Origin of the sequence: Streptomyces sp. NPDC090045 (genome assembly GCF_044747975.1) — a bacterium.
Classification (GTDB): domain Bacteria; phylum Actinomycetota; class Actinomycetes; order Streptomycetales; family Streptomycetaceae; genus Streptomyces.
Genome location: NZ_JBIVFA010000003.1, coordinates 612,771 through 638,869, shown reverse-complemented (window position 1 = coordinate 638,869; position 26,099 = coordinate 612,771). Strand labels below are relative to the sequence as shown.

General features: G+C 73.5%; 19 protein-coding genes and 2 pseudogenes. 8 read left to right on the top strand and 13 right to left on the bottom strand.

The genetic code is table 11. The features are described 5' to 3' along the window. The first annotated feature begins 119 nt into the window (after positions 1-119). Together ACIPYQ_RS11870 and ACIPYQ_RS11865 are read left to right on the top strand one after the other, a co-directional pair. Positions 120-683, top strand: a complete 564-nt coding sequence (locus ACIPYQ_RS11870; protein WP_401249125.1) for a gluconokinase — start codon at positions 120-122, stop codon at positions 681-683. A gap of 29 nt (positions 684-712) precedes the next feature. Further along, entirely contained in the window at positions 713-2,110 is a 1,398-nt protein-coding gene (locus ACIPYQ_RS11865) for a gluconate:H+ symporter (protein ID WP_361763248.1), read from the top strand. Here ACIPYQ_RS11865 and ACIPYQ_RS11860 read toward each other — a convergent pair. The 5 genes from ACIPYQ_RS11860 to ACIPYQ_RS11840 form a co-directional block, all read right to left on the bottom strand. After that, positions 2,096-3,049, bottom strand: a complete 954-nt coding sequence (locus ACIPYQ_RS11860; protein ID WP_401249121.1) for a hypothetical protein — start codon at positions 3,047-3,049, stop codon at positions 2,096-2,098. The two genes, ACIPYQ_RS11865 and ACIPYQ_RS11860, sit on opposite strands and share 15 nt — an antisense overlap. A 149-nt stretch (positions 3,050-3,198) precedes the next feature. After that, complete coding sequence (locus ACIPYQ_RS11855) at positions 3,199-4,767, bottom strand: cytochrome P450 (protein WP_401249118.1); 1,569 nt, start codon at positions 4,765-4,767, stop codon at positions 3,199-3,201. Positions 4,768-4,850: 83 nt separating this feature from the next. Further along, positions 4,851-5,369 (bottom strand): protein phosphatase, encoded by a 519-nt coding sequence (locus tag ACIPYQ_RS11850; protein WP_361763239.1) that lies wholly within the window; start codon positions 5,367-5,369, stop codon positions 4,851-4,853. Positions 5,370-5,421: 52 nt separating this feature from the next. Beyond that, positions 5,422-6,195 (bottom strand): hypothetical protein, encoded by a 774-nt coding sequence (locus ACIPYQ_RS11845; RefSeq protein ID WP_401249114.1) that lies wholly within the window; start codon positions 6,193-6,195, stop codon positions 5,422-5,424. Positions 6,196-6,507: 312 nt separating this feature from the next. Continuing rightward, positions 6,508-10,116, bottom strand: coding sequence for a S8 family serine peptidase (locus tag ACIPYQ_RS11840; protein ID WP_401249111.1), 3,609 nt, complete (start codon positions 10,114-10,116; stop codon positions 6,508-6,510). A gap of 184 nt (positions 10,117-10,300) precedes the next feature. Between ACIPYQ_RS11840 and ACIPYQ_RS11835 the strand changes: the two genes are divergently transcribed. The 3 genes and pseudogenes from ACIPYQ_RS11835 (at position 10,301) to ACIPYQ_RS11825 (ending at position 14,095) form a co-directional block, all read left to right on the top strand. Continuing rightward, positions 10,301-11,794, top strand: coding sequence for an MFS transporter (locus ACIPYQ_RS11835; RefSeq protein ID WP_401249108.1), 1,494 nt, complete (start codon positions 10,301-10,303; stop codon positions 11,792-11,794). Between the two features lie 27 nt (positions 11,795-11,821). Further along, positions 11,822-12,392, top strand: a pseudogene (locus ACIPYQ_RS11830) (DUF6629 family protein). A 62-nt stretch (positions 12,393-12,454) separates the two neighbouring features. Then, a complete protein-coding gene (locus ACIPYQ_RS11825) occupies positions 12,455-14,095 on the top strand; it encodes a GMC oxidoreductase (protein ID WP_401249106.1) in 1,641 nt (546 codons plus the stop codon). 77 nt (positions 14,096-14,172) lie between these two features. Here the strand turns inward: ACIPYQ_RS11825 and ACIPYQ_RS11820 are convergent, their stop codons facing one another. From ACIPYQ_RS11820 to ACIPYQ_RS11800, 5 genes are all read right to left on the bottom strand, one after another. Then, entirely contained in the window at positions 14,173-14,652 is a 480-nt protein-coding gene (locus ACIPYQ_RS11820; RefSeq protein WP_401249103.1) for a carboxymuconolactone decarboxylase family protein, read from the bottom strand. After that, a complete protein-coding gene (locus ACIPYQ_RS11815; protein WP_401249100.1) occupies positions 14,649-15,731 on the bottom strand; it encodes a dihydrodipicolinate reductase in 1,083 nt (360 codons plus the stop codon). The genes ACIPYQ_RS11820 and ACIPYQ_RS11815 overlap by 4 nt, the downstream gene beginning before the upstream one ends. A gap of 70 nt (positions 15,732-15,801) precedes the next feature. Next, a complete protein-coding gene (locus ACIPYQ_RS11810; RefSeq protein ID WP_361763218.1) occupies positions 15,802-15,975 on the bottom strand; it encodes a DUF6126 family protein in 174 nt (57 codons plus the stop codon). 17 nt (positions 15,976-15,992) lie between these two features. Further along, positions 15,993-16,625, bottom strand: a complete 633-nt coding sequence (locus tag ACIPYQ_RS11805; protein WP_401249097.1) for a helix-turn-helix domain-containing protein — start codon at positions 16,623-16,625, stop codon at positions 15,993-15,995. A 91-nt stretch (positions 16,626-16,716) separates the two neighbouring features. Beyond that, positions 16,717-18,252, bottom strand: a complete 1,536-nt coding sequence (locus tag ACIPYQ_RS11800) for an ATP-dependent DNA ligase (RefSeq protein WP_401249094.1) — start codon at positions 18,250-18,252, stop codon at positions 16,717-16,719. Positions 18,253-18,404: 152 nt separating this feature from the next. Here ACIPYQ_RS11800 and ACIPYQ_RS11795 point away from each other — a divergent pair, with 152 nt between their 5' ends. The 3 genes and pseudogenes from ACIPYQ_RS11795 to ACIPYQ_RS11785 form a co-directional block, all read left to right on the top strand. After that, positions 18,405-21,107 (top strand): alpha/beta fold hydrolase, encoded by a 2,703-nt coding sequence (locus tag ACIPYQ_RS11795; RefSeq protein ID WP_401249091.1) that lies wholly within the window; start codon positions 18,405-18,407, stop codon positions 21,105-21,107. Then, positions 21,104-21,967, top strand: coding sequence for an ABC transporter permease subunit (locus tag ACIPYQ_RS11790; protein ID WP_361763206.1), 864 nt, complete (start codon positions 21,104-21,106; stop codon positions 21,965-21,967). The genes ACIPYQ_RS11795 and ACIPYQ_RS11790 overlap by 4 nt, the downstream gene beginning before the upstream one ends. Before the next feature lie 233 nt (positions 21,968-22,200). After that, positions 22,201-22,371: pseudogene (locus ACIPYQ_RS11785) on the top strand (carbonic anhydrase); the annotation flags it as partial. A gap of 128 nt (positions 22,372-22,499) precedes the next feature. On the opposite strand, the gene ACIPYQ_RS11780 reads toward ACIPYQ_RS11785, so the two are convergent. The 3 genes from ACIPYQ_RS11780 to ACIPYQ_RS11770 form a co-directional block, all read right to left on the bottom strand. Further along, a complete protein-coding gene (locus tag ACIPYQ_RS11780; protein WP_401249087.1) occupies positions 22,500-23,453 on the bottom strand; it encodes an aldo/keto reductase in 954 nt (317 codons plus the stop codon). A 47-nt stretch (positions 23,454-23,500) separates the two neighbouring features. Then, positions 23,501-24,151, bottom strand: coding sequence for a hypothetical protein (locus ACIPYQ_RS11775; protein WP_401249084.1), 651 nt, complete (start codon positions 24,149-24,151; stop codon positions 23,501-23,503). 93 nt (positions 24,152-24,244) lie between these two features. Continuing rightward, positions 24,245-26,068: a beta-galactosidase family protein gene (locus tag ACIPYQ_RS11770; protein ID WP_401249081.1), complete on the bottom strand. Its 1,824-nt coding sequence runs from the start codon at positions 26,066-26,068 to the stop codon at positions 24,245-24,247. Between the last annotated feature and the right edge of the window lie 31 nt (positions 26,069-26,099).

Below are 26,099 nucleotides of genomic sequence, written 5' to 3'. Positions count from 1 at the left end.
CGGTGACGCCACCGCCGGCAAAAGATGCGATGTTTGCCACTCGACCCTTGAATAAGTAGTACTTAATGGGCTTCAGTGGTGCCGCACGAACCGATGTCGACGAGGACAGCGAGGTAGGCGTGAGCACCCAGCGCGTCATTGTGGTGATGGGCGTGGCCGGCACGGGCAAGACGACCGTGGGCCGGTTGCTCGCGACGTCGCTCGGCATTCCGTACGCGGAAGGCGACGCGTTCCACCCGGCGGCCAACGTCGCCAAGATGTCGGCCGGCACCCCCCTGGACGATGCGGACCGGTGGCCGTGGCTGGACGCCATCGGCCAGTGGATCCGCAACTGCGCCGGGCTGCGCGGCGGCGTGGTCGCCGCCTCCTCGCTCAAGCGCGTCTACCGCGACCGGCTGCGTGCCGCGGCCCCCGGGGCGGTCTTCGTCCACCTCACCGGTGAGCGCCCGCTGATCGAGAAGCGGATGGCCGACCGCAAGGGCCACTTCATGCCCACCACCCTGCTGGACTCCCAGTTCGCCACCCTGGAACCGCTCCAGGAGGACGAACTCGGCGTCGTCGTCGACGTGTCCGGATCCCCCGAAGAGATCACCGAACGCGCCCTGGCCGCCCTGCGCCGGCTCGGCACGGCCGAAGACGGCACCCCGGACGGCGCCCCCGCGCACCGCACCCCCGAGAACTGACGCACAACAGAAGAAGGAAGAACGTCACCGTGACCAGTCTCAGTGTCGAGACACTGGCAGCGGCCGCCACCGGTCCGATCACCTCGGCCGGGAACGCCCGGCTGGGGATCGCCGTCCTCGCGGGCATCGCCGTCATCGTCCTGCTCATCACGCGCCTCAAGCTGCACGCCTTCCTCGCCCTGACGGTCGGCTCGCTGGCCCTCGGGGTCTTCGCGGGCGCGCCGTTGGCCAAGACGATCGCCAGCTTCACCGCCGGTCTCGGCGCCACGGTCGCGGGCGTCGGCGTACTGATCGCCCTCGGCGCGATCCTCGGCAGGCTGCTGGCGGACTCGGGCGGCGCGGACGAGATCGTGGACACGATCCTCGCCCGGGCCAAGGGCCGGGCCATGCCCTGGGCGATGGTGCTGATCGCCTCGGTGATCGGGCTGCCGCTCTTCTTCGAGGTCGGCATCGTGCTGCTGATCCCGGTGGTGCTGCTGGTCGCCAAGCGGGGGAACTACTCCCTGATGCGGATCGGCATCCCGGCGCTGGCCGGCCTGTCCGTGATGCACGGGCTGATACCCCCGCACCCCGGACCCCTCGTCGCCATCGACGCGTTGCACGCGAACCTGGGGGTCACGCTCGCGCTCGGTGTGGTCGTCGCGATCCCGACCGTGATCATCGCCGGACCGCTCTTCTCCCGGTACGCGGCGCGCTGGGTGGACATCCCGGCGCCGGAGCGCATGGTCGCGCAGCGCCCTTCGGCCGACGTGGAGCACCGCCCACGGTTCGGGGCGACGGTCTTCACCGTGCTGCTGCCGGTGGCCCTGATGCTGGTCAAGGCCCTGGTCGACATCGTGGTCAACGATCCCGCCAACCCGGTGCAGCGCGTGACCGACGTCGCGGGCTCCCCGCTGATCGCGCTGCTCTCGGCGGTACTGGTGGGCATGTTCACCCTCGGCCGGGCGGCCGGCTTCACCAAGGACCGGCTGTCGGTCACGGTGGAGAAGTCCCTGGGTCCGATCGCGGGCATCCTGCTGATCGTGGGCGCGGGCGGCGGCTTCAAGCAGACCCTGATCGACGTGGGCATGGGCCAGATGATCCTGGACCTGTCGAAGGACTGGGCCGTGCCGACGCTGCTGCTCGCCTGGCTGATCGCCGTGGCCATCCGCCTGGCGACGGGCTCGGCGACGGTGGCCACCATCTCGGCGGCCGGCCTCGTGGCCCCACTCGCGGCCGGCATGTCCACCACGGAGACCGCGCTGCTGGTCCTCGCCATCGGGTCGGGCTCGCTGTTCTTCAGCCACGTCAACGACGCCGGCTTCTGGATGGTCAAGGAGTACTTCGGGATGACCGTCGGTCAGACCCTGAAGACCTGGTCGGTGATGGAGACGATCATCTCGGTGGTCGGCCTGGGCTGCGTCCTGCTGCTGTCACTGGTCCTTTAGCCGGCCCTGCAGTTGGGCGGCGGCGAGGGCGAGGCCGTCGGCCGCCGTCTCGCAACGGGTCGCGAGGTTCGTGACCTCGGCGCGCAGCGCCTCGGCCTCCGGGCCCTGCCAGTCCGGCGCGGCGGCCGCCCCGCTCAGCCGGGCCGCGTGCGTGCGCAGCACGGTGGCGTGGCCGCGCAGGCCGCCGTCCGGCGGTCGCGGCGCCGGACGGAGCGGCCGGCCGGTGACCCGGCGCCGGGCCGGTCCGCGGGCGGGCGCGGTCCCGGTCGGGGGCCGTTCGGGCAGGCCCTGGCCGCGGTCGCAGAGGGCCCAGAAGGCGGCGCCCAGTCCGAGCAGCGGTTCGGCGGTCTCGGCCCGGCCGGTGGCGACCTGCCAGCCGGCGTGGTCGTTGAAGGGGTTGGCGTCGGTCAGGGCCTTCCAGGCGAGGATGTCCGCGAAGGACGGGGCCAGCAGGGAGAAGGCGTGCTCGGCCCCCTGGTCGCGCATGATCGTGCGGAAGAGGCGGACCGCCTCGGCCTGCCGGCCCGCCCCGACCGCCCGCAGGACCGCCGCCGCACCGGGATCGTCCAGGAGCTCGGGACGGCCCGCGCTCGCGGCCCGGATCCGGGCCCTCAGTCCGCAGACGGCGATGCTGATCGCGAGGCTCTCCCGGCTCGTCAGGATTCCGGCGAGCCGGCCGGCCCGGGCCACGCCGCGGCCGCGCGGGGCCCAGCCGAGGCCCGCCGGGTCGGTCAGCGTACGGAGCAGGGTGCGCCAGCCGCGCCTGGCGCTGCCGCCGCGGGCGAGGGCGGTCGCGGGCAGCCGGGCTCCGAGTGCCAGGCCGGAGGCGTAGCGGGCGGCTTCGCCGACCGCGTCGGCGGCCTCGGCGAGGGTGCGGCACGGGGCGTCGAGCAGGTCGACGTCCGGGTCGGTGGACGCGGAGGTCGCGGCGTCGGGCATGGGATCCTCGTGGGGTTCGGCAAGTTCGGAAGGTTCGGGGGGCGGCAGGTTCGGGGGCGGCAGGTTCGGGGCTACGGGAAGCGGGCGGCCTGCAGGGTCGGGCAGCGGGGCGGCGACGAGGAGGACCGCGACGGATGCGTGCGGCGCCGTCAGCGGCGGGTGAGGGTGAGCCGGATGCCGTGCGGATCGAGCGTCGCGGGCAGCGGTCCCACCGGGTCCAGGACCGGCCGGGCGGACCCGATCCGATGGCCCCGCAGCACCTCGGCGCAGAGCGCTGCCGTGATCATCAGGCCGAGCTGGTCGCCCGGGCAGCGGCCGCCGCCATGGCTGAAGGGGGCCATCCGGATGTCCTGGTCCGCACGCGGGTTCTTCCACCGTCCCGGCACGAACACGTGCGCGGCCGGTACCCGTTCGGGGTCACGCTGGTGGAACGCGGCCGGCAGCAGCACCGAGGTGCCGGCCGGGTAGCGCACGCCCCGCCATTCGGTCTCGGCGCGGGTGACGCGGATCAGGTCGGGCACCACCGGGTACAGGCGCAGGGACTCCCGTACGCAGGCCCGCAGCCTGGGCAGTTCGCCCCGGCCGGGGCCGTCCACGGCTTCGGCGACCGCCTCCGCCGCGGCCGCGTCCTGCTCCGAGGGGTGCGCGCCGAGCAGCAGGAGGGTGCGCAGCAGGGTGTCGGGGACGGCGCCCATGGCCAGGAGCCAGTGCTCGGCCTCGCCCACGGTGTCCAGGGTTCCGGTGGGGTCGGCGTGGCGGGCGGCCCGCCCGACCAGGGTGCCGCCGTCGGCGTGCCGGGCGTACTCCTGGATGCGGGCGCGCGCCTTGTCCCGCACCGTACGGGCGGAGCGCACCCGGCCGCCGCGCAATCCCTTGCCCTCGGCGCGCAGCTGGGTGAGCCAGCCGGCGAGCTCCTCGTCCGCGGCGGCCGCGTCGCCGAGCACGATGCGCCGGGCGGCCCGGTTGACGGCGTGCCGGGCGCGGGCGAGGTCGAGGGTGCCGGTGGCGGTCAGGTGCCGGGCCTCTTCGGCGACGGCCGCCAGGAAGGGCCCACAGGAGGGGTGCACGGGCACGCCGGCGGCCAGCACCTCGGCGCTGATCTGCCGCCGTTCCGTACGCGGTTCGGCGCGGGAGCAGCCGGTGCCGTCGGGCTCCGCCGCGCCCAGGCCCCGGCACTTCTCGGGCGGGTCGGCCGCGAGGACGCTGACGGGTTCCTCGTAGAACCGGCGCAGGTCCTGCGGGTCGAGGAGGACGAGGACCGTCCGGCCGGAGCGGGTGCGTACGAGGGCGGGCGCGTCCCCGTGCCGGGCGCGCAGGGAGCGCAGCGCGGCGGCGGACGCGCGCACGGCGCCGGGGCGGCGGAGCGGGCGCGCGGGGGTGAGGCCGCCCAGAAGGCCGCGCAGGACACCGGGGATGGCGGGGATCGCGGGGGTGGCGAGCTCCGAGGGGGCTGCAACCGGCTGCTGAAACGATTCTTTTACGGATGTCCGGCGCCCGGCGGTTTCCGCGCCGAGCCCCTTCCCGGCCGGACCCCGGTCCGCGAGCGGCGTCCCGCCCCGGGGCGGCCGACCGGCGCGCCCGGTGCGGCGGCGGGCGGCGCCGGATCCTGCTGCCCGCACGTCGGCGGGAGCGGACCGCACCGGCAGGCCGGTCCGCTCGGCGAGGGCCCGCACCCGGGCCCTCAGCCCGTCCAGGGCGACCCCTTGGACCGTACGCATCCGTGTACCTCCGCAGCCGGACCGACAACGGTCGGTGACATCGGCATCACCGTACGTCCCGCCTGCGCACTCCGCGCCCTCGACTACGCCAGCGGGTCCAGCCCGACGAGCAGCGCCGCGGCGTCGAGTCCGGCGGCGAGGTAGGAGGTGAAGGCCTCGTTGTGCAGGGCCCACGGGGAGCGCCGGCGGCGCACGAGCGCAATGGCCTCGGCCGGCGCCAGGCCCCGGTCGACGAGGCACTGGGCGACGACGAGACCGGACCGGTTGTAGCCCGAGTGGCAGCGGACCAGTGCGGTGAGGCCGCTGTCGAGGGCGAGTCCGGCGGTGCGTGCGAGGCGCTGGACGGTGCGGAGCTGGGCGGCGGTCAGTTCGGCGTCGGGCATCTCCGCCACGACGTGCTCGGCGCGCGGCCCGGGACCGTGCCCGGTGCGGGCGAAGAGGCTGATCACGAGGTCGAACTCGTCCGCGACCACGACGGGGTGCAGCTCCCCGGCCGGGTCGGTCCAGTAGTGCCCGCCCATCCACAGGCCGGGCGCGATCTCGTCCCACGGGGTGGGCGGCGGCCCGGGCACGTCGCGGTCGCGTTGGCGGGTGTTCTTCATGCGGCCGGGACCTCCTGGCGGGAAGGCACCCAGCATCGCACACAACGGGCCGTCACCTCGCGGCAGTTGGAGCGAAGACGGCCTCGCGGAAGGCCGTGCGCAGCGGGCCGCGGGCGCCGGCCGGGAGGAGGACCGCCCAGCGGCCGTGGCGCGGGGAGACCCACAGCGCCGGGCCGCCGTCCTGCGGGGCGTGGTGGGTCCAGACACCGTACGGGGCGGGGTGCCAGAGGAGGCCGCGCGCGGGGGTGAGTTCGCCGGTGCGGATGCGGAGGGACTCCGCGGTCCAGGCGCGGGTGATGCCGTGGTCGGTGCCCGTGGGGCCGGCGCCGTCCACCGGGGCGAGGAGGTGGCGCAGGAAGCGGACGAGGTCGGCGAGGGGGGCCCGGAGGGTGCCGTCGGCGAACCGGGTCCCGGCCATGCCCAGGGGGTGCCAGACGCGGGTGACCGCGAGGTCGGCGAGGGGCCTGCCGCAGACGTGTTCGGCGAGGCGGGTGAGGGCGGCGGTCCCCCCGGGGCGGGTGAGCAGGTGGTGTGCGGTGGTCCCGGCGGGGGCGCCGACGGCGGCCTCGTCCCCGTAGACGGCGAGCGGGGTGTGCAGGTGGAGCGCGCCCTCGTCCACCAGGCTCCCGACGACCGGCCAGAGCGCGAGGACGGCGGCGAGCCCGCCGACGTCGAAGACCGTGCCCGGGGCGTCCCCGGTGTCGGTGCCCGCGGGGTCCGCCCCCGCGTGGACGCCTTCGGCGCCGCCGACGGCCCAGACCGCCCCGGGATCGGCGGACTCGACGAGAGCCCGGATGTCGTCTGCCTGGTCGCTCAGGAGCGTCATGGTCCCCCACGTTATCGAGCCCGGCCCGGCCTCCCGGCCCGTCGTGGCGCATTCACGTCCCCCGCCACCCGAATGGGGCGGGCCCCGGCGCGCGCGGAGGGCCTGGAGCGGACGAGCGGCCCGGGCGGCCGCCCGGGCGCCGGAATCGTTTACAGGCAGTCCAGGTTCACGCAGGGTGTGGTGTGGTGTTTCCCGAATCGGGTGCCGTCAGGGCTTGACAACCCGGACCATCCTTAGCATCCGGCCCACCCGGCCCGTCGCCGGCCGCCGGCGGGGGCGGAGCGCCCGTGGGTGCCCCGCCCCCTCAGAGCGTCAGCTCTTGTCGGGGCGGTCGGTCACGCGCAGCGTGTTCAGCAGGGGCTTGCCGAATCCGTTGTGCGTCACGAAGCGGACGTTGAGGACTCCGTCCGTGACCTTGACCGTGTACTCGCGGGTCAGGGCCTTGTAGGTGCCCGCCTCCAGGGAGATGTCCAGGGAGGGCAGGACCTGGGTGCCCTCGGCCAGGACGTCGAACACGCGCTTGTTGGGCTTGGTGGAGGAGAGCTCCGCGAAGCCCAGCTCCACCGTGTAGGTCCCGTTCGGCACGTTGTCGAAGCGGTACTCGTACATGCCCTCGCGGGCGTTGCGGAACATCCGCTGCTCGTCCGTACCGGCGATGGTGCGGCCGGTGGACTGGATGGTGCCGTTGCCCTGGTAGCCGTAGGAGCCGGCCGTGTACTTGCGGTCCGGGGACCAGGCGTCACCCAGGGCGTCCGTGCTGCCGTAGCCGGAGCCCGCGTCCACGCCGACCTGGTAGCGCGGGACGACGGCCTTGACCGGGACGGTGAGGACCGGGGTGCGGCCGCTCGCCGAGGTGATCTTCAGGTCGGCGGTCAGGACCGTCCCGGGGGTGAGCCCGGTCGTGTCCACCGAAAGGGTGACCGGGGCCTTCCCGCCCGTCGGGAGGTCACCGCCGGCCGGTGTGGCCGTCAGCCAGGCCGCGTCCTCGGAGACCGTGAACGCCGTGCCGAGGCCCGGGTTGGTCAGGTCCAGGGTCCGCGTCCGCTGCTGGTCCGCCGGGAGGACGATCTCCACGGACGGCTTGGACGCCGTCACCTTGCCGGTGCGCAGGGACTGCGTCACCGCCGTGACGTCGGCGGCCTTGACGTTCACCGTCGCCGTGGCGGACTCGTACTGGGGCGCCGCCAGCGAGACGGGGAGCGAGCCCGACGGGCTCTGGACGACGTATCCGCCGTCCGCCGCGGTGGTCGCCGACACCGCCGTGTCACCGGTGCCGACGGTGACCGTGGCGCCCGCGACGCCGTTGCCGTCGTTGGCGTCGAGCACCCGGCCCGCCACCACACCGCTCTTGGTGGTCCGGAAGGCGATGGACAGGCCGTCCGTGATGACCGCGGTGTTGAAGGAGTACTTGAAGGCGTCGGTGCCGGCCGCGTTCTCCACGCCGACCGTGGCCGTGGAGCCGCCCTTGATGCCGGTGCCGCCGGTCCCCTTGTAGGAGTACGAGACGGTGCCGTCCTCGCCGATCGCCGCCGAGAAGGAGAACTTGTCGGCCTGCGCGGACCAGTGGGACACCTGGCGCCACTCGATCACGTAACTGCGGTGCGGGGCGGTGCCGGTGACGCCGGTGAAGACGCCCGAGCCGCTGCCCGCGGCGCCGACGACCAGGTCGTCCCAGAACGGGTACAGGGCCGCGTTGGGCGTGGCCGTGCTCGGGATGTCGCCGTTGATGTCACCGGTGTTGTTGCCGCCGAAGCTGACCGTGCCGTTCGTCCCGATCCAGGCCTGGCCGTACGTCTTCCCGTACAGCGGCAGCGGGAAGGGCAGGTCGACGCGCTCGGTGGTGTTGTCGCCGGTCAGCGCGAGCTGCCGGTTCCCCTCGGCGTACGGGCGGTCGCCGGCGGTGGCGCAGGCGTAGCCGTACCCGTCGGTGCGCTCGGGGAGGTTCACCGCGACGGTGGCGTCGCCGGCGACGGTGACCTTCGCGGTGCCGCCGGTGACACAGCGGGAGGCGTGCGTGGCGTTCACGTCGTACGTGCCGTGCGGCAGGGTGACCTCGAAGCGGCCCTGCGCGTCGGCGGTCGCGGTCACCGGGGTGTCGGCGATGGCGATGGAGGCGCCGGCGGCGGGTCCGGCGGCCGAGGAGACGGTTCCGGTGAGTTTGCCGGAGGGTGCCTGGGTGAGGGTGAAGTCACCGGTGGCGGTGCCGTTCTCGGTCACCGTGGCGGTCGCGGTCTGCTGCCCGTAGCCGAACTTGGACGCGGTCAGGGTGTAGTCGCCGACCGAGAGGGAGGCGAAGCGGTAGCTGCCGTCGGCCGCGGTGGTGGCCGTACGGTCGATCGGGCCGTCGGCGGTGATCTTCACGCCCGCGACGGGCTGGTCGCCGGAGCGTACGGTGCCGCCGAGCGCGCCGATCGCCCCGCGCGGGGCGGCGTTCACGGCGGCGAGGACGTCGAGCTTGCCCTCGCCGAAGACGTTGTTGTCGGCGGGCGTGCCGCCGCACTGGCTGCTGTCGGTGTCCTGGGCGGTGCCGTCCAGGAGCGACTCGGTCTGCGCGACGTCGCCTTCGAGGGTGGGCGCGGCGGACCAGAGCAGGGCCACGGCGGCGGCGGTGTGCGGCGAGGCCATGGAGGTGCCGGAGAAGGCCTCGTACGCGCCGCCGGGTACGGAGGAGCGCACGTTCACGCCCGGGGCGGCGATGTTCGGCTTGATGATGCCGCCGGGGCCCGCGCCGCGCGAGGAGAAGGACGCGATCGCGTTGTTGATGTCGAAGGCGCCGGAGCTGTAGGAGCTCGCGTAGTCACCCGGGGAGCCGCTGGTGGAGCAGCCCGGGCCGGCGTTGCCGTTGGAGAAGGCCGGGAAGATGCCGGCGGCCCGCCAGGTGTTGACGATCTCCTGGTACCAGGTGTCTCCGCCCGGACCGCCCCATGAGTTGTTGACGATGTGCGGGGCGAGGTCGGGCCGGGGGTTCTGCCCGTTGAGGTCGGTCGGGGCGACGATCCACTGGCCCGAGGCGAGCAGGGAGGCCTCGGAGCAGGAGTTGGACTCGCAGCCCTTGGCGGCGATCCACTTGGCGCCGGGGGCCACGCCGATCTTGTTGGCGCCGCCGTCGTCGCCGACCATCGTGCCCATCGTGTGGGTGCCGTGGTCGTTGTTGTCGCAGGGGGCCGCGGTGGAGCAGACGCCCGCCGGGTCGAACCAGTTGTAGGCGTGGTCGTACGAACCGTCCGCCTTCTTGCCGCGGTACTGGTTGTTCACGGCCGGGTGCGTGTAGTCCACGCCGCTGTCGATGTTGGCGACGACGATGCCCTCGCCGCGGACGCCGAGCTGGTCCCAGACCTGCGGGGCCTTGATCCGGTCGATGTTCCACTCGACGGCGTCGGCGGCGGCCTGCTCCCGCTTGCCCTCGGCGGGCTTGGGGAGCTCGACCTTGTCGTCGGCGTCGATCCGGGCGACCTCGGGTCGCGCCGCGAGGGTCCCGGCGAGCTTCTCGCTGCCGACGACGCGGACCGCGTTCACGATCCAGTACGAGGTGTACTCGGCCTGGGCGCCTTCCAGGGCCTTGAGGATTCCGGCCTGGCTGCGCGCGGCGTGGTCCTTCTTGGTCCGCAGAACCGTTTCTGCCTTGGCGGCGCGGGTCTGCTGCTTCCCCGCGGCGGTGAGGTCGGCGGCGCTGTCGAGGTACACCCAGAAAGCGGCCTTCGTGGAGCCGTCGAGCTGGGCGCGGAGCTTGGGTTCGATCTTGCGCTCGGCCGCACTCGGTGCGGCGGGACCGGGGTCCGGCGCGGCCGCCGCGACGCCCGCGCCGAGCGGGAGCAGCAGGACCGAGGTGAGGGCGGCGAGCGCCGCGCGTAAGGACCGTGCGGGCCTTGTCGACCTTGTGGGCCTTAAGGCTCGTGAGGACCGGTTGTTGCGTTGGGCCACGTGTTGTCTCCTCGTACGCCGTGTGCGGGTTGTGCGGGAAGGGTGCGCGTGACGTGCGCGGGTCATGGTGAAGGAGAGGTCATGCTCATTACAAGAGGGCCTATTGAGCCGGATCGAGCCGTCCGCGGGCCCGGACCACGCCCTCCCGGTGGCCCTTCCCGGTGGCGCGGGCCAGCCTGAAGACATGACTGCGCCCGCCGAGCCGTCCGGAGCCGGTGTCCCGGTCGCGTCCGCGCGCGGCCGGTGGATCCTGCTGACCACGGTGCTCGGGTCGACCATGGCCATGCTGGACGGGACCGTGGTGAACGTGGCGCTGCCGCGCATCGGGGAGGACCTCGACGCCGACCTGGCCGTGCTCCAGTGGACGGTGAACGCCTATCTGCTCACCCTGGCCGGGCTGATCCTGGTCGGTGGCTCACTGAGCGACCGCTTCGGGCGGCGCCGGATCTTCGTGCTCGGCGTGGTGTGGTTCGCGGTGGGCTCGCTGCTGTGCGGGATCGCGCCGAACGCCGGGGTGCTGATCGCCGCCCGGGCCCTGCAGGGCATCGGCGGGGCGCTGCTGGCGCCCGGCTCCCTGGCCCTGATCCAGGCGTCGATCCGCGCCGACGACCGGGGGCGGGCGATCGGCCTGTGGTCGGGGCTCGGCGGGGTGGGCGCGGCCGTGGGACCGTTCCTCGGCGGCTGGCTGGTGGACGGGCCGGGCTGGCGGTGGGTGTTCCTGCTGAACGTGCCGCTGGCCGCGGTGTGCGTGCCGGTCGCCCTGCGGCACGTACCGGAATCGCGGGACCCGCAGGCGCACGGGCGGTTCGACGTGGCCGGGGCGGTCCTCGGCGCGGCCTCCCTCGGGCTGGTCACGTACGCGCTGATCGAGGCCCGGTCGGGATCGGCGGCGGTGATCGTCGCGGCGGTGCTCGGGGTCCTGCTGGGCATCGCCTTCGTCCTCGTGGAGCGGCGGCGGCCCGACCCGATGGTGCCGCCGGACATCTTCGCGTCCCGGCTGTTCACCGCCGTCAACCTCGTCACCCTGTGCGTGTACGGGGCCATCGGCGGGTTCTTCTTCCTCGTCGTGCTCCAGCTCCAGGTGGTGTCCGGCTACTCGGCGCTGGCCGCCGGGGCCGCGATGCTGCCCACGACCCTCCTGATGCTCCTCCTGTCGGCCCGCTCGGGTGAGCTCGGGGAGCGGATCGGGCCGCGCATCCCGCTCACGGTGGGGCCGCTGCTGTGCGCGGCGGGGACCCTGCTGATGCTGCGGGTGGGGCCCGCGGCCTCGTACGTCCAGGACGTGTTGCCCGCGATGGTCGTGATGGGCATGGGCCTGGTGGCCCTGGTGGCCCCGCTGACGTCGACCGTGCTGGCCTCGGTGGACCCCGGCCGGGCGGGCCTGGCCAGCGGCATCAACAACGCGGCGGCGCGCGTCGCCGGGCTGCTCGCGGTGGCGGCGCTGCCGCTGCTGTCCGGGATGGGGCCGGAGTCCTACCGTTCGGCGACGCAGTTCGACGCCGCTTTCGGGCGGGCCATGCTCTGGTGCACGGGGGCGTTCGTGGCCGGCGCCGCCCTGGCCTGGGCGACCGTACGCTCCCCCGTGCCCGAGGCGTGCCACCCGCAGTGCCACACGTACTGCGCGGTGACGGCACCGCCGCTCGAAGCACCGCGGGAGGAGGAGCGGGGACGTGACTGAGTTCCGCGTCGGGTCCGGCTGATCCCCGTGTGCTGGAGCGCGACGGCCGATCTGGCGGCGGGCACGGTCATCGCCACCGTCGGAGTCGTGTGCGTGGCGCGCGTGCGGCGGGCCCGCGATCTGCCGATCGCCGCGCTGCCGCTGCTGCTGGGCGCGCACCAGCTGGTGGAGGCCGCCGTCTGGAGTTCGGGCGGCGGCCGCTCCCGGGGGCCGGCGCCGCCTGTGGGGGCCGGTGGCCGTGGGTCTCGCCACCGCCGCGGTGCTCGCGCACTGCCTCGCGACCCGGCCGGTGACCGCCGAGATCCGGGGCCGCACCATCGGCTACGGCGTGAATGTTCCGTGGATGCCGCTCGTGCTGACGGGCTGTCTGTTCGCCACGCTCGGCTCCCTGCTGCTCGCCGGGGACCGGTGGCTGCGGGCCCTCGGTGCGGTGCCGGCCGCCGGGGCGCTGGCCTGCTCAGCGCTGTGGCGGCTGGAATTCGCCTCCACCTGGTGCGCCTTCGCCGCGGTCGCCTCCGTGCTCGTCCTGGGCTGGGTACGCCGCCCCGAGACCGCTCTCCGGCCGCACGATGACCGAAAGTTACCTAGACGTATGTAGTGACTTCACATGCACCCGGCAGTAGAACTCGTTCCCATTCCACCGAGAGTGAGGAACCTCACATGAGTGACAAAGCCCTGCCCGGAAATGGCCCCAGAGGAATTTCCCGTCGTGGATTTATCGGTAGAACAGGTTCCATTCTTGGGGCCGTGGCCCTGGCGGGCCACATCACCCCCGCCCGGGCGGCCTCCGCGGCCGCCCCGATCGCCGACGGCGCCCGCGTGCCGGCGCTGGTCATCGGCACCGGCTACGGCGGCTCGGTCGCGGCGCTGCGGCTCGCGCAAGCCGGCGTGGACGTGCAGATGATCGAGATGGGCATGAACTGGGACACCCCCGGCTCGGACGGAAAGATCTTTCCGAAGGTGACCAGCCCGGACTACCGGTCGTTCTGGCTCCGCACCCGGACCAAGGCGCCGCTCAGCAACTTCCTCGGCTTCCCCATCGACAAGGACGTCCCCAAGTACACGGGGATCCTGGACGCCGAGGACTTCGCCGGCATCACGGTCTACCAGGGCCGCGGCGTCGGCGGCGGCTCCCTGGTCAACGGCGGCATGGCGGTCACGCCCAAGCGCGCCAACTTCGCCGCCGTCCTCCCGTCCGTGGACGCCGACGAGATGTACGCGACCTACTACCCCCGGGCCAACGCGGGTCTCGGGGTGGGCATGGTCGACCCGGCGTGGTTCGACACCGCGGACTGCTACCAGTTCTCCCGCGTCGGCCGCAAGCACGCCCAGCGCTCCGGCTTCGCCTGGACCTTCGTACCCGACGTGTACGACTGGGACTACATGAAGCAGGAGGCCGCCGGCACCGCCACCAAGTCCGCCCTGGCCGGCGAGATCCTCTACGGCAACAACCACGGCAAGAAGTCGCTCGTGCAGACGTACCTCGCCCAGGCCAGGGCGACGGGCAAGGTCACCGTCTCGGCGCTGCACAAGGTCACTTCGGTCTCCCCCGCCGCGGGCGGCGGCTACACGGTCGCCATCGACCAGATCAACACCACCGGCGACACGGTGGCCACCAAGTCCGTGACCGCGGACCGGGTGTTCTTCGCGGCCGGCAGCGTCGGCACCAGCAAGCTCCTGGTCAAGCTGAAGGCCACCGGGGCGCTGCCGAACCTCAACGACGAGGTCGGCAAGGGCTGGGGCGAGAACGGCAACGTCATGTGCGGCCGCGCCAACCACCTGTGGGACCCGACCGGCAAGCTCCAGTCGACCATCCCCTGCTCCGGCATCGACAACTGGGACGCCGGCGGCGCCTTCGCCGAGGTCGCACCGCTCCCCACCGGGATCGAGACGTACGCCTCCTTCTACCTGTCGATCACGAAGAACCCGAACCGCGCCGAATTCACCTGGAACGCCGCGACGGGCGCGGCCGACCTGAGCTGGCAGACCGCCTGGAAGCAGCCGTCCATCAGTATGGCCAAGACGATCTTCGACAAGATCAACTCGAAGGAGGGGACGATCTACCGGACCGACCTGTTCGGCGGCAACAAGATCTGGAACGACACCCTCACCTACCACCCGCTCGGTGGCGCCGTCCTGGACAAGGCCACCGACAACTACGGGCGCCTGCACGGCTACACCGGCCTGTACGTGATCGACGGAGCGCTGATCCCCGGAAACGCCAGCGTCAATCCGTTCGTCACCATCACGGCACTCGCCGAGCGCAACATCGAGAAGATCATCGCAACCGACCTCCGGTAGGGCCGCGTCCTCCCCCCAGCGGCCGGGGCCGTTCGGATTCACCGAACGGCCCCTTGTCATTCCCCGCGCCGCCCCGCTCAGTGACCGGGCAGCACGCACACGCTGTCGAGGCCGAGCACGTGGTTGAGCCGGCCGAAGGCCAGCCAGGAGCCGATGCTCATCGTGAGCTCCACGATCTCCAGCTGGCTGTAGTGCGCGGTCATCCGGTCCCAGAACGCGTCGTCGAGGCCGTGGTGGTCCAGGGTGTACCGCTCGGCGTACTCCGCGGCCAGCCGGGTGCGTTCGTCGAAGCGGTCCGTGGTGCGCCACTCGGTGACGGCCTCGGGGAACTCCTCCTCGACCTTCTCCCCCTCCCGCTCGGTACGCCAGTCCAGGCAGAAGACGCATCCGTTGATCTGCGCGACGCGCAGCCGGGCCGCCTCGAACTCGCGCAGGCCCAGGGTGGTGTGGGCGTACACCGACAGGGAGAAGTTCGCGGCGGCCATGCCGATGCCGGGCACCATGTCCCCCCACACGTACTCGATGGGGTGCTGGCCTTCGGGGATGTCGATCCTCATGACGTTTTCCTTCCGAGTCTGCCGGTGGCGGGGCGCAGCGGGATGTCGAGGGCGTCGTAGAGTCCGGGTTCCGCCTCGGCGAGCCAGTCGATGGCACTGACGAGGCGGCCGACGGCGGTGGCGTTGCCGCCGGCCGATCGGTTCTCGCCCTCGTCGGTGGCCTCGACGGTGACCTCGATGCGCGGCCGACCCTCGATGACGACCCGGTGGGCGCCGTCGCCGCCGTCGGGCGGCGCGGGCCAGTCCGGTGCGCAGGAGGCGTGGATGCGGGTGACGTGCTCGATGACGATGCGGGGCTCGCCCTCGACGATGCCCTGTACCTCGAAGCGGATCGCGCCCTGGGTGCCGGCCTCGAAGTCGCCCATGGTCCGGGTGGTCACGGTGGTGTCGAGGGCGCGGCGCTCCGAGGTCTCCCGGATCTCGTCGAGTTCGACGCCGAGGGCCCGGGCCATCATCCGTATCTGCCCGCCCCACACCATGGTCGGGATCGAGGGCATGAGCATCATCGGCTCGTAGTCCATGGGGTGGCCCATGCCCACGAGGTGGCGGACGGAGTCCGGCTGGTCGTAGGTGGAGTAGTCGAAGATCTCCTGGCAGCGGATGACGTCGATGGTGGTGCCGAGTCCGCTGAGCAGGAGCGGGAGCACGTCGTTGCCCCAGCCGGGATCGACCCCGGAGGCGAAGAGCGAGCCGCCGCCCTCCGCGATGGCGGCGAGCACCGGATCACGGAACTCCGGCGGGGCGCTGCGGTGGTCGTAGAGCGGATAGAGGGCGGGGCTGACGACGACCGCGCCGGACCGGATCGCCCGGGTGATGTCGGCGAGGGCCTCGTCGGGGCGGATGTCCCCGGACGCGGCGTACACCACGGCTCGGGGGCGGGTGGCCAGGACGGCCTCGATGTCGTCGGTGGCCTCGACCCCCAACAGGTGGTCGAGGCCGCCGAGTTCGCCCGCGTCGCGGCCGGCCTTGGCTGGATTGTGGACGATGACGGCGGAGAGTTTCAGCGCGGGATGGGCCTCGACGGCGCGGATGGCCAGACGGCCGACGTTGCCGGTACCCCAGACAACCGTGGAAATCATGCGCGGAGGGTAGCCACACGGCCCTCACGTTGCCAGAGCCGCGCGGCCCGAACTCGTCCGCCCCGCCGGGTTACTGGTTCTGGCCACCCAGGACGAAGAGGAGGTAGACGAAGAACGCGAAGAGGTGGCCGACGAACAGGTAGGCGATCAGCCGGATGATCAGACCGCGCGGGAACTTGGACTCGAAGCGGGCCCGGATGGTCGTGGGCGCGGCCGTGGTCGCGGGCTTCTCGGCTTGGGACATGGGGTGGGGCTCCTCCGCTATCGGTGGTGCGTGGTGGTGGTCGTGCCGCCGAGGCACAGCCCGGCGAGGCTGCTCTGCAGCAGGGTGTGGACGAACAGCAGGTCGGCGCCCCGGGAGGAGGCCGCGCCGATCCGGTGCGGGGTGAGCGAGTCGAAGTGCGCGCTGTCCCCCGGCTCCAGCAGGTACTCGGCTTCGCCCAGGTGCAGCCGCAGCCGCCCGTCCAGGACGTACAGCCATTCCTCGCCGGGGTGTACGCGGACCAGCTCGCCCTGGCTGCGGCCGTGGGGGACGTGCACGCGCAGCGCCTGCATGCCGCGGCCGGAGCCGCCCGCCTGCCAGTACGTCCACCCGTCGGCCTCGCGGGCGCCGGGACCGCCGGCCCGTACGATGGGATCGGCGACGGCGGGGGTCTCGCCGAGCAGCTCGGAGACCGTCGTACCGTAGGTGCGGGCGAGCCCGAGCAGGAGCGGCAGCGAGGGCTGGCGCCGGCCGGTCTCCAGTCGGGACAGGTGGGCGGGCGAGAGCCGGGCCCGGGCGGCGGCGGCCTCCAGGGTGAGTCCGGCGCGGCGGCGCAGTTCGCGCAGTTGCGGCGCCACGGCGGGCAGCTCGTCGGCCGCGTCTTCGGGGCCGGGGGCAGGACCGGGTTTCATGCCCCGATTGAGCCAGAGTCTTGCCTTCCTGGCAATCCTCCTTGCCTCTGAGGCAAATCCTCTCCGGCTGCCCGCGGCCCCCGGCCGGCGGTCAGCGCTCGCGCCCCTCTCCGAGCACCGTCTCCACCGTGTCGGCCTGCTCCGCGTCCTTGTCCGGGCGGAACCTCAGCACCCGTGCGAAGCGCAGGGCCACCCCGGCCGGATAGCGCGGGGAGCGCTGCAGCCCGTCGTAGGCGATCTCCACCACCAGTTCGGGCCGCACCCGCACGGTGAAGCCGTCGTCCGAGGTCGCGCGTGCGCGCAGGGCCCCGGTCTGCCAGCGCAGCATCTCGTCCGTGAGCCCCTTGAAGGTCTTGCCGAGCATGGCGTACGTGCCGTCGGCGGCCCTCGCCCCCAGGTGCAGGTTCGAGAGCAGTCCGGTGCGCCGCCCGTGACCCCATTCGGCGGCGAGGACCACGAGGTCCAGGGTGTGCACCGGTTTCACCTTGAGCCAGTGCCTGCCGCGCCGGCCGGCCGCGTAGGCCGAGTCCAGGGCCTTGACCACCACGCCCTCATGGCCGCGGCGCAGGGTCTCGGCCCAGAACTCCTCGGCCTCGGCCGCCTGCGCGCCCGGATCCTCCACGGCGAGGCGCCGGACCCGGGCGTGCTCGGGCACGAGGGCGGCCAGGGCCGCGTACCGCTCCCGGACCGGGAGGTCGAGGAGGACGTCCGCGCCGGCGGCCAGGACGTCGAAGAAGAAGGGGACGACCGGGAGGGTCCGGCGCGCGGCCTCGACGTCGACGCGGGAGCCGACCCGGCTCGCGATCTCCTGGAAGGGGACGGGGCGGCCGTCCGCCGCGCGGCCGATGACCTCCCCGTCGAGGATGAACCGCTCCCCCGGCAGCGACCGGGCCAGCTCCGCCACCTCCGGGAGCCGCCCGGTGATCTCGTCGAGGGAGCGCGTGTACACGCGTACGTCGTCCCCGTCCCGGTGGACCTGCACGCGGATCCCGTCGAGCTTCTCCTCCACCGCGCACGGCCCGAGGGCGGCCAGTGCCTCGGCGACCGACGTGGCGGTGCCCGCCAGCATGGGCTGTACGGGCCGGCCGACGCGCAGGGTGACGGAGCGCAGCGCCTGCGCCCCTTCGGCGAGCACCGCGGCCGCCACCCGGGGCAGCGAGCCGTCCAGCATCACCGCCCGGCGCAGGTCGGCGGCCGGCACTCCGGCGGCCGCGGCCACTCCCTCCAGGGCCACCGCGTCCAGCGCACCCTGGCGTACCTCGCCGGACAGCAGGCTGCGCAGGAACGCCTGCTCGGCCGCGGTGGCCGCGCCCAGCAGGGTGGCGACGATCCGGCGCCGCTCCGCCTGCGCGCCGGGGCCCGTGACGCCGGCGAGTGCGGTGACCGCCGTGTCGACGGCGCGGACGCTCAGGGTGGGCCCGGGCGCCGGTGCGGTCTCCTCGGCGAGGGCCCGCCAGCCGATGCCCGGGCGGCCCTGCGGAAGGCGGCCGGCGAGGTAGGAGATGACCAGAGCGGCCTCGTCGGGCGGCGCGGCGGCGAAGAGCTCCGCGAGCAGGGCGGTCTTGCGGGAGCGGGCGGAGGCGGCGGCGACCTCCCGGGACACGCGCGCGACCTCGGCCAGCAGCATGCGGCCATCCTCCCGCCGCCGGACGTACCGCGCAGGTCGGCGGCGCATACCGCAGGTGCGGTATGCCGGGGGCTCGGCATGGTCCTTGAGAAGGTCTGGGGTTACGCCTGTGGGTGCTCGGAGCCCGGCTACCGGCCCTTTAGGGTGCTCGTATGAAGCTCCGAATGCTCCGGCGCCGTCGAGACCGCCTCCTCGCGGGCGCCGCCGCGCTCGCCGTCGTGGCGGGCGCCGGTACGTGGACGGCCGCGTCCGCGTCCGGCGACGCGCCCCCCGTGCACCGCGAGGACCAGGTCCTGTCCATGCCCGGTGCGGGGATCGACACCTCTTACTTCACCGCGGGCGGCGGTGCGGAAAAACGTCCCGCCGTTCTGCTCGGGCACGGTTTCGGCGGCAGCAAGGACGATGTCCGCGAGCAGGCCGAGCGCCTCGCCCGCGACGGGTACGCCGTCATGACCTGGTCGGCGCGCGGCTTCGGCCGTTCCGAGGGCCGGATCGGGCTGAACGACCCCGAGAACGAGGTCAAGGACGTCTCCCGGCTCATCGACTGGCTCGCGGCCCGGCCGGAGGTGCGGCTCGACGCGGACGGCGATCCGCGCGTCGGCGTGTCCGGGGCCTCGTACGGCGGGGCGATCTCGCTGCTCGCCGCCGGCCACGACCGGCGGGTGGACGCGATCGCTCCGCAGATCACCTACTGGAACCTCGCGGACTCCCTCTTTCCGAACGGCGTCTTCAAGAAGCTGTGGTCCGGCATCTTCTTCACCACCGGCTCCGCCGGCGGGATGCAGCAGGCCCGGCCCGGGCGGCCGGACCCGTCGTCCGCTCCCGGCTGCGGCCGGTTCCAGCCCGAGCTCTGCGCGATGTACGAACGCGTCGCGGTGGCCGGGAAGCCCGACCCGGAGGCGCGCGCCCTGCTGGAGCAGCGCAGCCCCTCGGCCGTCGGCGACCGGATCAAGGTGCCGACCCTCATCGTGCAGGGCCAGGACGACTCCCTCTTCCCGCTGGACCAGGCCGATGCCATGGCCCGGGCCATCGCGGCGAACGGGGCTCCCGTCTCCGTGGACTGGGCGGCCGGCGGGCACGACGGCGGCATGCGCGAGGCGGACCGGGTCGAGGACCGGGTCGAGGCCTGGTTCGACCGCCACCTGAAGGGGGACGAGAGCGCGGACACCGGCCCGGCGTTCCGGGTCACCCGCTCCGGCGGCATCGATTCCACCGACGGCCAGGTCACGCTGCGCGGCGCGAGCGGCGACACCTACCCCGGGCTGGTCCCCGGACCGCGGCAGTTCGCCCTGACGGGGCGGGAGCAGACCTTCGCCAATCCGGCGGGCGGCGCGCCTCCGGCCCTGTCCTCGCTGCCCGGCATCGGCGGGCAGCTCGCCGCCTTCGGGGCCGGTCTCTCCCTGGACTTCCCCGGGCAGAACGCCCGGTTCGAGTCGGCGCCTCTGACCGAGGACGTACAGGTCACCGGAACCCCGACCGTAACCCTGAACGTGAGGTCGACAGCTGCGGACGGGTCGGCAGTGCTGTTCGGCAAGATGTACGACGTGGGGCCCGACGGGCAGCAGCAGGTGCTGCCCGGTCAGCTCGTCGCCCCGGTGCGCGTGGAGAACGCGCAGCAGGGTGTGAGCGTGCAGCTGAAACTGCCCGCGATCGACCACTCCGCCGTGGCCGGGCACCGGCTGCGGCTGGTGGTCGCCGCCACCGACCTGGGCTACGCCACCCCGGCCGCACCGGCCGCCTACACGGTCTCCGTGGAGGGCCCGCTGGCCGTGCCCGTCGCGAGCGGGGTGCGGACCGCCTCGGCCGGGCTGCCCGCCTGGACCTGGGGGCTGCCGCTGGGCGCGGCGGCGCTGGCCGCCGGGCTGCTCGGGATCCGGCGCACCGGCCGGGGGGCCACGGGAACGCGGCCGGGCCCGGCGCAGCCGGAGGCCGCACTGGCCGACGTACCCCTGGAGATCACCGGACTGACGAAGCGGTACGCGAAGGCGCAGGACCGGTACGCGGTGCGGGACCTGTCGTTCCGCGTGGAGAAGGGACAGGTGCTGGGGCTACTCGGGCCCAATGGCGCCGGCAAGACCACCACCCTCCGCATGCTGATGGGGCTGATCTCGCCGGACGCCGGGGAGATCCGGGTGTTCGGGCACGCGGTACGGCCCGGCGCTCCGGTGCTGTCACGGGTCGGGGCCTTCGTGGAGGGTGCGGGGTTCCTGCCGCATCTGACGGGCCGCGCCAACCTGGAGCTGTACTGGCAGGCCACCGGCCGCCCGCCCGAGGACTCGCACATGGCGGAGGCCCTGGAGATCGCGGGACTGGGCGACGCGCTGGAGCGCGCCGTGCGCACGTACTCGCAGGGCATGCGCCAGCGCCTCGCGATCGCGCAGGCGATGCTCGGGATGCCGGACCTGCTGATCCTCGACGAACCGACGAACGGTCTGGACCCGCCGCAGATCCGCGAGATGCGGGACGTGATGATCCGCTACGCGGCCGGCGGTCGGACGGTCATCGTCTCCAGCCACCTGCTGTCGGAGGTGGAGCAGTCCTGTACGCACCTGGTGGTCATGGACCGCGGACAGCGGGTCGCGGCGGGCGAGGTCGCCGAGATCACCGGTGGCGGGGACACGCTGCTGGTGACGCTGGCCGAGCCGGTGGACTCGGTGGGCGTGGAGAAGGTGGCGGCGCTGGAGGGAGTGGGTTCCGTGGTGGCCGCCGACGACGGGCTGCTCGTACGGCTCGAAGGCGCGACGGCCGCGGGGCTGATCGCCGAACTGGTACGGCTGGAGGTGCCGGTGACCGGAGTGGGACCGCACCGGCGACTCGAGGACGCGTTCCTCACCCTGATCGGAGGTCCGGCGTGAGCGCCGTACAGGAGGTGGCCCCGGGCTACCGGGCGAGCCGTACGCTGCCGCTGCGCGTGGAGGCGCTGCGGCAGTGGCGCCGGCGGCGGACGCTGGTGATGGGCGGGGTGCTGGCGGCGCTGCCGTTCATCCTGATGATCGCGTTCGCGGTGGGCGGCGGTCCGGGCAGCCGGGACGGCGGGAACGGCCGGGTCACCCTGATCGACACCGCCACGGCCTCGGGCGCGAACTTCGCCGCGACCTGTCTGTTCGTCTCGGCCGGATTCCTGCTGGTGGTTCCGGTGGCCCTGTTCTGCGGGGACACGGTGGCCTCGGAGGCGAGCTGGTCCTCGCTGCGCTATCTGCTGGCCTCGCCGGTGCCGCGGATGCGGCTGCTGTGGAGCAAGCTGGTGGTGGCGCTGGGCTTCAGTCTGGCCGCGATGGTGCTGCTGCCGGTGGTCGCACTGGCGGCGGGCACGGCCGCGTACGGCTGGGGTCCGCTGAAGCTCCCGGCGGGCGGGGCGCTGGCGGCCGGGGACACCGTTCCGCGGCTCGCGCTGGCGGTGGCCTTCGTCTTCGTGTCGCAGCTGGTGACGGCGGGCCTGGCGTTCTGGCTGTCCACGCGCACGGACGCGCCGCTGGGCGCGGTGGGCGGTGCGGTCGGTCTGACGATCGTCGGCAACGTGCTGGACGCGGTGACGGCGCTCGGCTCGTGGCGCGAGTTCCTGCCGGCGCACTGGCAGTTCGCGTGGGCGGACGCCTTGCAGCCGCAGCTGGAGTGGGGCGGGATGGTCAAGGGGGCGGTGGTGTCGGTGTCGTACGCGCTGGTGCTGTTCGCCCTCGCCTTCCGCGGCTTCTCCCGCAAGGACATCGTGTCCTGATACCGCACGGCGGACCGCCGCCGGGCGCCGATGTGCGCCGCCGTGAGCCGTCCGTGGCAACGCGGCGGCGCACGCGTGTGGCTGCGGTCCGCTCGCCCCCGGCACGCCTGACAATCTCGGTCATCACGACCGAGGGGTGCCACACCGGCGGCCTCGCGGCCGGCGCCGCCGCACTGCTCGCGGGATGCTCGTCGGCGCGCACCCCGAGGGCGACGGCCGCGTACGCGCGCCTGATGGCGGGCAACGTGCGCTGGGTGGACGGAGACCTCGACCACCCCGTCCGGGATCCCGAGCGGCGCCAGCTCGTCGCCGGGGCGCAGGACCCGTACGGGGTGGTCCTGTCCTGCATCGACTCCCGGGTGGCGCCCGAACTCGTCTTCGACACCGGGCTCGGCGATCTGTACGTGCTGCGCACGGGCGAGAACCCGGGCGCCGACCCCGTCGACACCATGATCCGCCACCAGATCAGGATCACCACGGACGAGCAAGGTGGACGTCCTGACGGGGGCGCCCGCCTGACCCGCGCGGGCCGTCACTGCGGCTTCCGCGCCCCCGGGATGGCGTCGATGGCCGCGAGCAGCTCGGCGTCGAGCGGGCGGTCGGCGACGGCCGCGTTGGCGCGCACCTGCTCGGCGGAGGTGGCTCCCGCGATGACGGAAGCGCAGCCGGGCTGGGCGGAGAGCCAGCCGATGGCGAGTTCGAGGACGGTGCGGCCGTGCTTCTCGGCGAGCGCGGCCAGGGCTTCGACCACGTCGAGGCGCTCGTCCGTGAGGTACGCGTCGCGGCCTTCGAGGCGGGAGCCGGCCGGGACGGGCGCGCCGCGGCGGATCTTGCCAGTCAGCAGGCCGTTGGCGAGCGGGAAGTACGGGAGCACGCCGACGCCGTAGTGCAGGGCCGCCGGGACCAGCTCGCGCTCGACGGACCGCTCCAGCAGCGACCACTCGTTCTGCGCCGACACGAAGGGGACCGAGCCGGTCTCCCGGGCGACGTGGGCGGCCTCGGCGAGCTGCCAGCCGGAGAGGTTGGAGTGGCCGATGTAGCGGACCTTGCCCTCGGCGACGAGCTCGGTGAGCGCGGCCAGGGTCTCGGCTATCGGGGTGGCCGGGTCGGGGCTGTGCAGCTGGAAGAGGTCGATGTGGTCGGTGTCGAGGCGGCGCAGCGACTCCTCGACGGCCCGACGGACGTACGCGCGGCCGCCACGGGATCCGGCGGCGGGCCCGTACTTCATGTCCACGCCGTCGTAGCCGAACTTGGTGGCGAGGACGACCTGGTCACGGCGGCCCTTGAGGGCCTGCCCTAGGTGGACCTCGGAGCCGCCCGCGTTGCCGTAGATGTCGGCGGTGTCGAGGAGGGTGATGCCCGCGTCCAGGGCGGCGTCGACGACGGCGCGGGTGGCCTGGGCGTCGAGCCGGCCACCGAAGTTGTTGCAGCCGAGGCCGACGGCGGAGACCTGCAGACCTGAACTGCCCAGGGGGAGATAGCGCATGCGTTTCGTTCCTCAGAGACTCGTCGGGTACATGATCAACCAAGTGGTCAGTCTAGGCTGCCCGGTTGGGCGGCGGTACGGTGTCGGCGCCGTGCGAGGTGAACACCGTGTGTCGCGAGCCCGGCGACCGCGGCACCGGCCAGGGCCCAGATCTCGGGGCGGCCGGCGCCGCCGCCTTCCTCGTCCCCTTCCCCGGCCCCGTCCCCCGCCACCACGGTGATCGTGCCGCCTCCGGCGACGTACGGGCGGCTCCCCTCGGTGTCGTCGTCGTCGAGCGGGTTCACGTAGTCGAACGTGACGGAGAGCGGATACTCGCCGGGCCGCGCGTCGGCCTTGATCCGCGCCCAGCCCAGGTAGGACCGGCCGTTGTAGCCGATCTGATTGTCCTCCGGCTCCTCCGTCAGGACCGGGCTGGTCACCTTGACGACGCGCAGCTGCCGCCCCTTGGGAACGCGCGCCTGGTGCTGCGGATCGTCCTTGGCCAGCACCGGTACGAGTTCCCCCGCACGGCCGTCCTGCTCCGCGGAGGCCCATCCGCTCGCCGAGGACGGCGCGGCCGCCGCCCCGACCGCCAGGGCCGCGGCGCACAGGACGAAGGCGGCGGCGCGCGCGGTGCGGCCGCTCCCCCGGGTCCGGCCGACCCGGCTGATCCGGCTGATCCGATTGATCCCGCTGATCCGGCGTGTCCGGCTGTCCATGTCCCCGACTCCCCTGTCTCACCCGACCGTTCCGTCAGGGAGGAGGGGCATCGGGGAGCGCAGGTTGCCTCGGCCCGGTAGGGGACGGGGCGGCTACTCCAGCGTGACGACCGTCGTGCGGCCGAGGTCGGGCCGGTCGCGCAGCGGCAGCTCGGTGCCGGGGCGCTCCAGTTCGAGCACGACGATCTCGTTCTCGCCGTCGCGCCACAGGGGTCCGGGGGCGTAGAGGGTGCGCTGCGGGCCGCGCGGGGTGTCGTAGTGGCCGAGGAGGAAGCCGTTCAGCCACACCAGGCCGGTCCCCCAGCCGGACATGTCGAGGAAGGCGTCGGCCGGCCCGTGCCCGTCGGCGAGCGCGTGGGTGAAGCGGTGGAAGGCGGGCCGCCCGGCCGGCCGGTCCGCCGCGGGGGCCGCGGCACGGTCCGCGGACCAGTCGAGCCGGTCGGGTCCGGTCGGTTCGGTGAGCGGCAGCGGCCGGATCTCCCACTCGAACAGCTGCTGGTGGCCGTGGCGTACGCCGCGCCAGATCCCCTTGCGGTCGTCGAGGAGCGGGCCGTAGTTGACCCGTCCCTGGGCCCGTACGAGTACGTCGAGGACCACCCCGCCCGCGCCGACCGCCAGGTCGAGCCCCTCGTCGGGGGTGTTCCGGTCGAGGACACCGAGTGGCACTCCGTCGGCGAACACGTAGGCGCGGTCGCCGAGCCCGTCGATCCTGACGGGCATGGCGGGCCGCGGGCCGGTGACGGCGGTGCGGTAGTGGATCAGGCCGTGGCTCTGCCCGAGCCGCTCCATCGGCTCGGGGGCGGGGCGCCGTACCGGCGGCCCGGCGAGGAGGTCGAGGCGGTCGAGCAGGTCCGCGGTGCCGGCGGGGGTGGCCAGGGCGGGGGTGATCCGGGGCGGCGGCTCGGGCAGCGGTGCGTCGGGGAGCGGCAGGTACGTGCCGATGACCTCGCGGAACGCGTGGAACTTGGGGGTGAGTTCGCCGGCCTCGCCGATGGGTGCGTCGTAGTCGTAGCTGGTGACGGTGGGCTGGTAGCCGGCGTCTCCGGGGCGGGATCCGGTGTGGTTGGCGCCGGCCCAGAAGCCGAAGTTGGTCCCTCCGTGGGCCATGTAGAGGTTGACGGAGGCGCCGGTGGCGAGGAGTTCGTCCAGTGACCGGGCCGCGTCGTCGACGGCGCGGACGTGGTGGTCCTCGCCCCAGTGGTCGAACCAGCCGATCCAGAACTCCATGGCGGCGAGCGGGCCGGTCCGCTGGTAGCGGCGCAGCGCGTCGAGACGTTCGGCGGGCCGGGCCCCGAAGGTGGCGGTGGCGAGCCGGCCGGGGAGCATGCCGCCCTGGAGCATGGCGTCCTCGGGGCCGTCGGCCGTGAACAGCAGGCAGTCCACGCCGCGTTCGACGAGGGCCTGCTCCACGTGGGCGCGGTAGTGGGTGTCGTTGCCGTACGAGCCGTACTCGTTCTCGATCTGTACGGCGACGACCGGGCCGCCCCGGTTCGCGAGCAGCGGCAGCAGTTCCGGGACGACGAGGTCGAACCAGCCGTCCACCTCGGCCTCGAAGCGCGGGTCGGAGCAGCGCAGGTGGAGCCCGTCGACCGCGAGGAGGCGTGCGGGCAGGCCGCCGAAGTCCCATTCGGCACAGATGTACGGGCCGGGGCGGACGATGGCGTCGAGTCCGAGGTCCTGGGCGAGGCGCAGGAACCGGCCGAGGTCGCGCCAGCCGGTGAAGTCGGCCTTGCCGGGGGCGGTCTCGTGGAAGTTCCAGGGGACGTACGTGTCCACGGTGTTCGCCCCCAGGGCGCGCAGGCGGGTGAGCCGGTCCTCCCACAGGTCCGGGTGGACCCGGAAGTAGTGCAGGGCGCCCGAGACGATGCGGTGGGGGCGGCCCGCGCGCCGGAATCCGTCCTGGTCGTACGTGAGCATGCGCTGACTCCCGAGAGAGGTCGAGATGCCG

What these genes read in the sequence shown, in the direction of transcription:
- ACIPYQ_RS11860 (WP_401249121.1), bottom strand. Translation starts at nt 3,049, where the DNA reads ATGCCCGACGCCGCGACCTCCGCGTCCACCGACCCGGACGTCGACCTG.
- ACIPYQ_RS11855 (WP_401249118.1), bottom strand. Translation starts at nt 4,767, where the DNA reads ATGCGTACGGTCCAAGGGGTCGCCCTGGACGGGCTGAGGGCCCGGGTG.
- ACIPYQ_RS11850 (WP_361763239.1), bottom strand. Translation starts at nt 5,369, where the DNA reads ATGAAGAACACCCGCCAACGCGACCGCGACGTGCCCGGGCCGCCGCCC.
- ACIPYQ_RS11845 (WP_401249114.1), bottom strand. Translation starts at nt 6,195, where the DNA reads ATGACGCTCCTGAGCGACCAGGCAGACGACATCCGGGCTCTCGTCGAG.
- ACIPYQ_RS11835 (WP_401249108.1), top strand. Translation starts at nt 10,301, where the DNA reads ATGACTGCGCCCGCCGAGCCGTCCGGAGCCGGTGTCCCGGTCGCGTCC.
- ACIPYQ_RS11825 (WP_401249106.1), top strand. Translation starts at nt 12,455, where the DNA reads ATGAGTGACAAAGCCCTGCCCGGAAATGGCCCCAGAGGAATTTCCCGT.
- ACIPYQ_RS11820 (WP_401249103.1), bottom strand. Translation starts at nt 14,652, where the DNA reads ATGAGGATCGACATCCCCGAAGGCCAGCACCCCATCGAGTACGTGTGG.
- ACIPYQ_RS11815 (WP_401249100.1), bottom strand. Translation starts at nt 15,731, where the DNA reads ATGATTTCCACGGTTGTCTGGGGTACCGGCAACGTCGGCCGTCTGGCC.
- ACIPYQ_RS11810 (WP_361763218.1), bottom strand. Translation starts at nt 15,975, where the DNA reads ATGTCCCAAGCCGAGAAGCCCGCGACCACGGCCGCGCCCACGACCATC.
- ACIPYQ_RS11805 (WP_401249097.1), bottom strand. Translation starts at nt 16,625, where the DNA reads ATGAAACCCGGTCCTGCCCCCGGCCCCGAAGACGCGGCCGACGAGCTG.
- ACIPYQ_RS11800 (WP_401249094.1), bottom strand. Translation starts at nt 18,252, where the DNA reads ATGCTGCTGGCCGAGGTCGCGCGCGTGTCCCGGGAGGTCGCCGCCGCC.
- ACIPYQ_RS11795 (WP_401249091.1), top strand. Translation starts at nt 18,405, where the DNA reads ATGAAGCTCCGAATGCTCCGGCGCCGTCGAGACCGCCTCCTCGCGGGC.
- ACIPYQ_RS11780 (WP_401249087.1), bottom strand. Translation starts at nt 23,453, where the DNA reads ATGCGCTATCTCCCCCTGGGCAGTTCAGGTCTGCAGGTCTCCGCCGTC.
- ACIPYQ_RS11775 (WP_401249084.1), bottom strand. Translation starts at nt 24,151, where the DNA reads ATGGACAGCCGGACACGCCGGATCAGCGGGATCAATCGGATCAGCCGG.
- ACIPYQ_RS11770 (WP_401249081.1), bottom strand. Translation starts at nt 26,068, where the DNA reads ATGCTCACGTACGACCAGGACGGATTCCGGCGCGCGGGCCGCCCCCAC.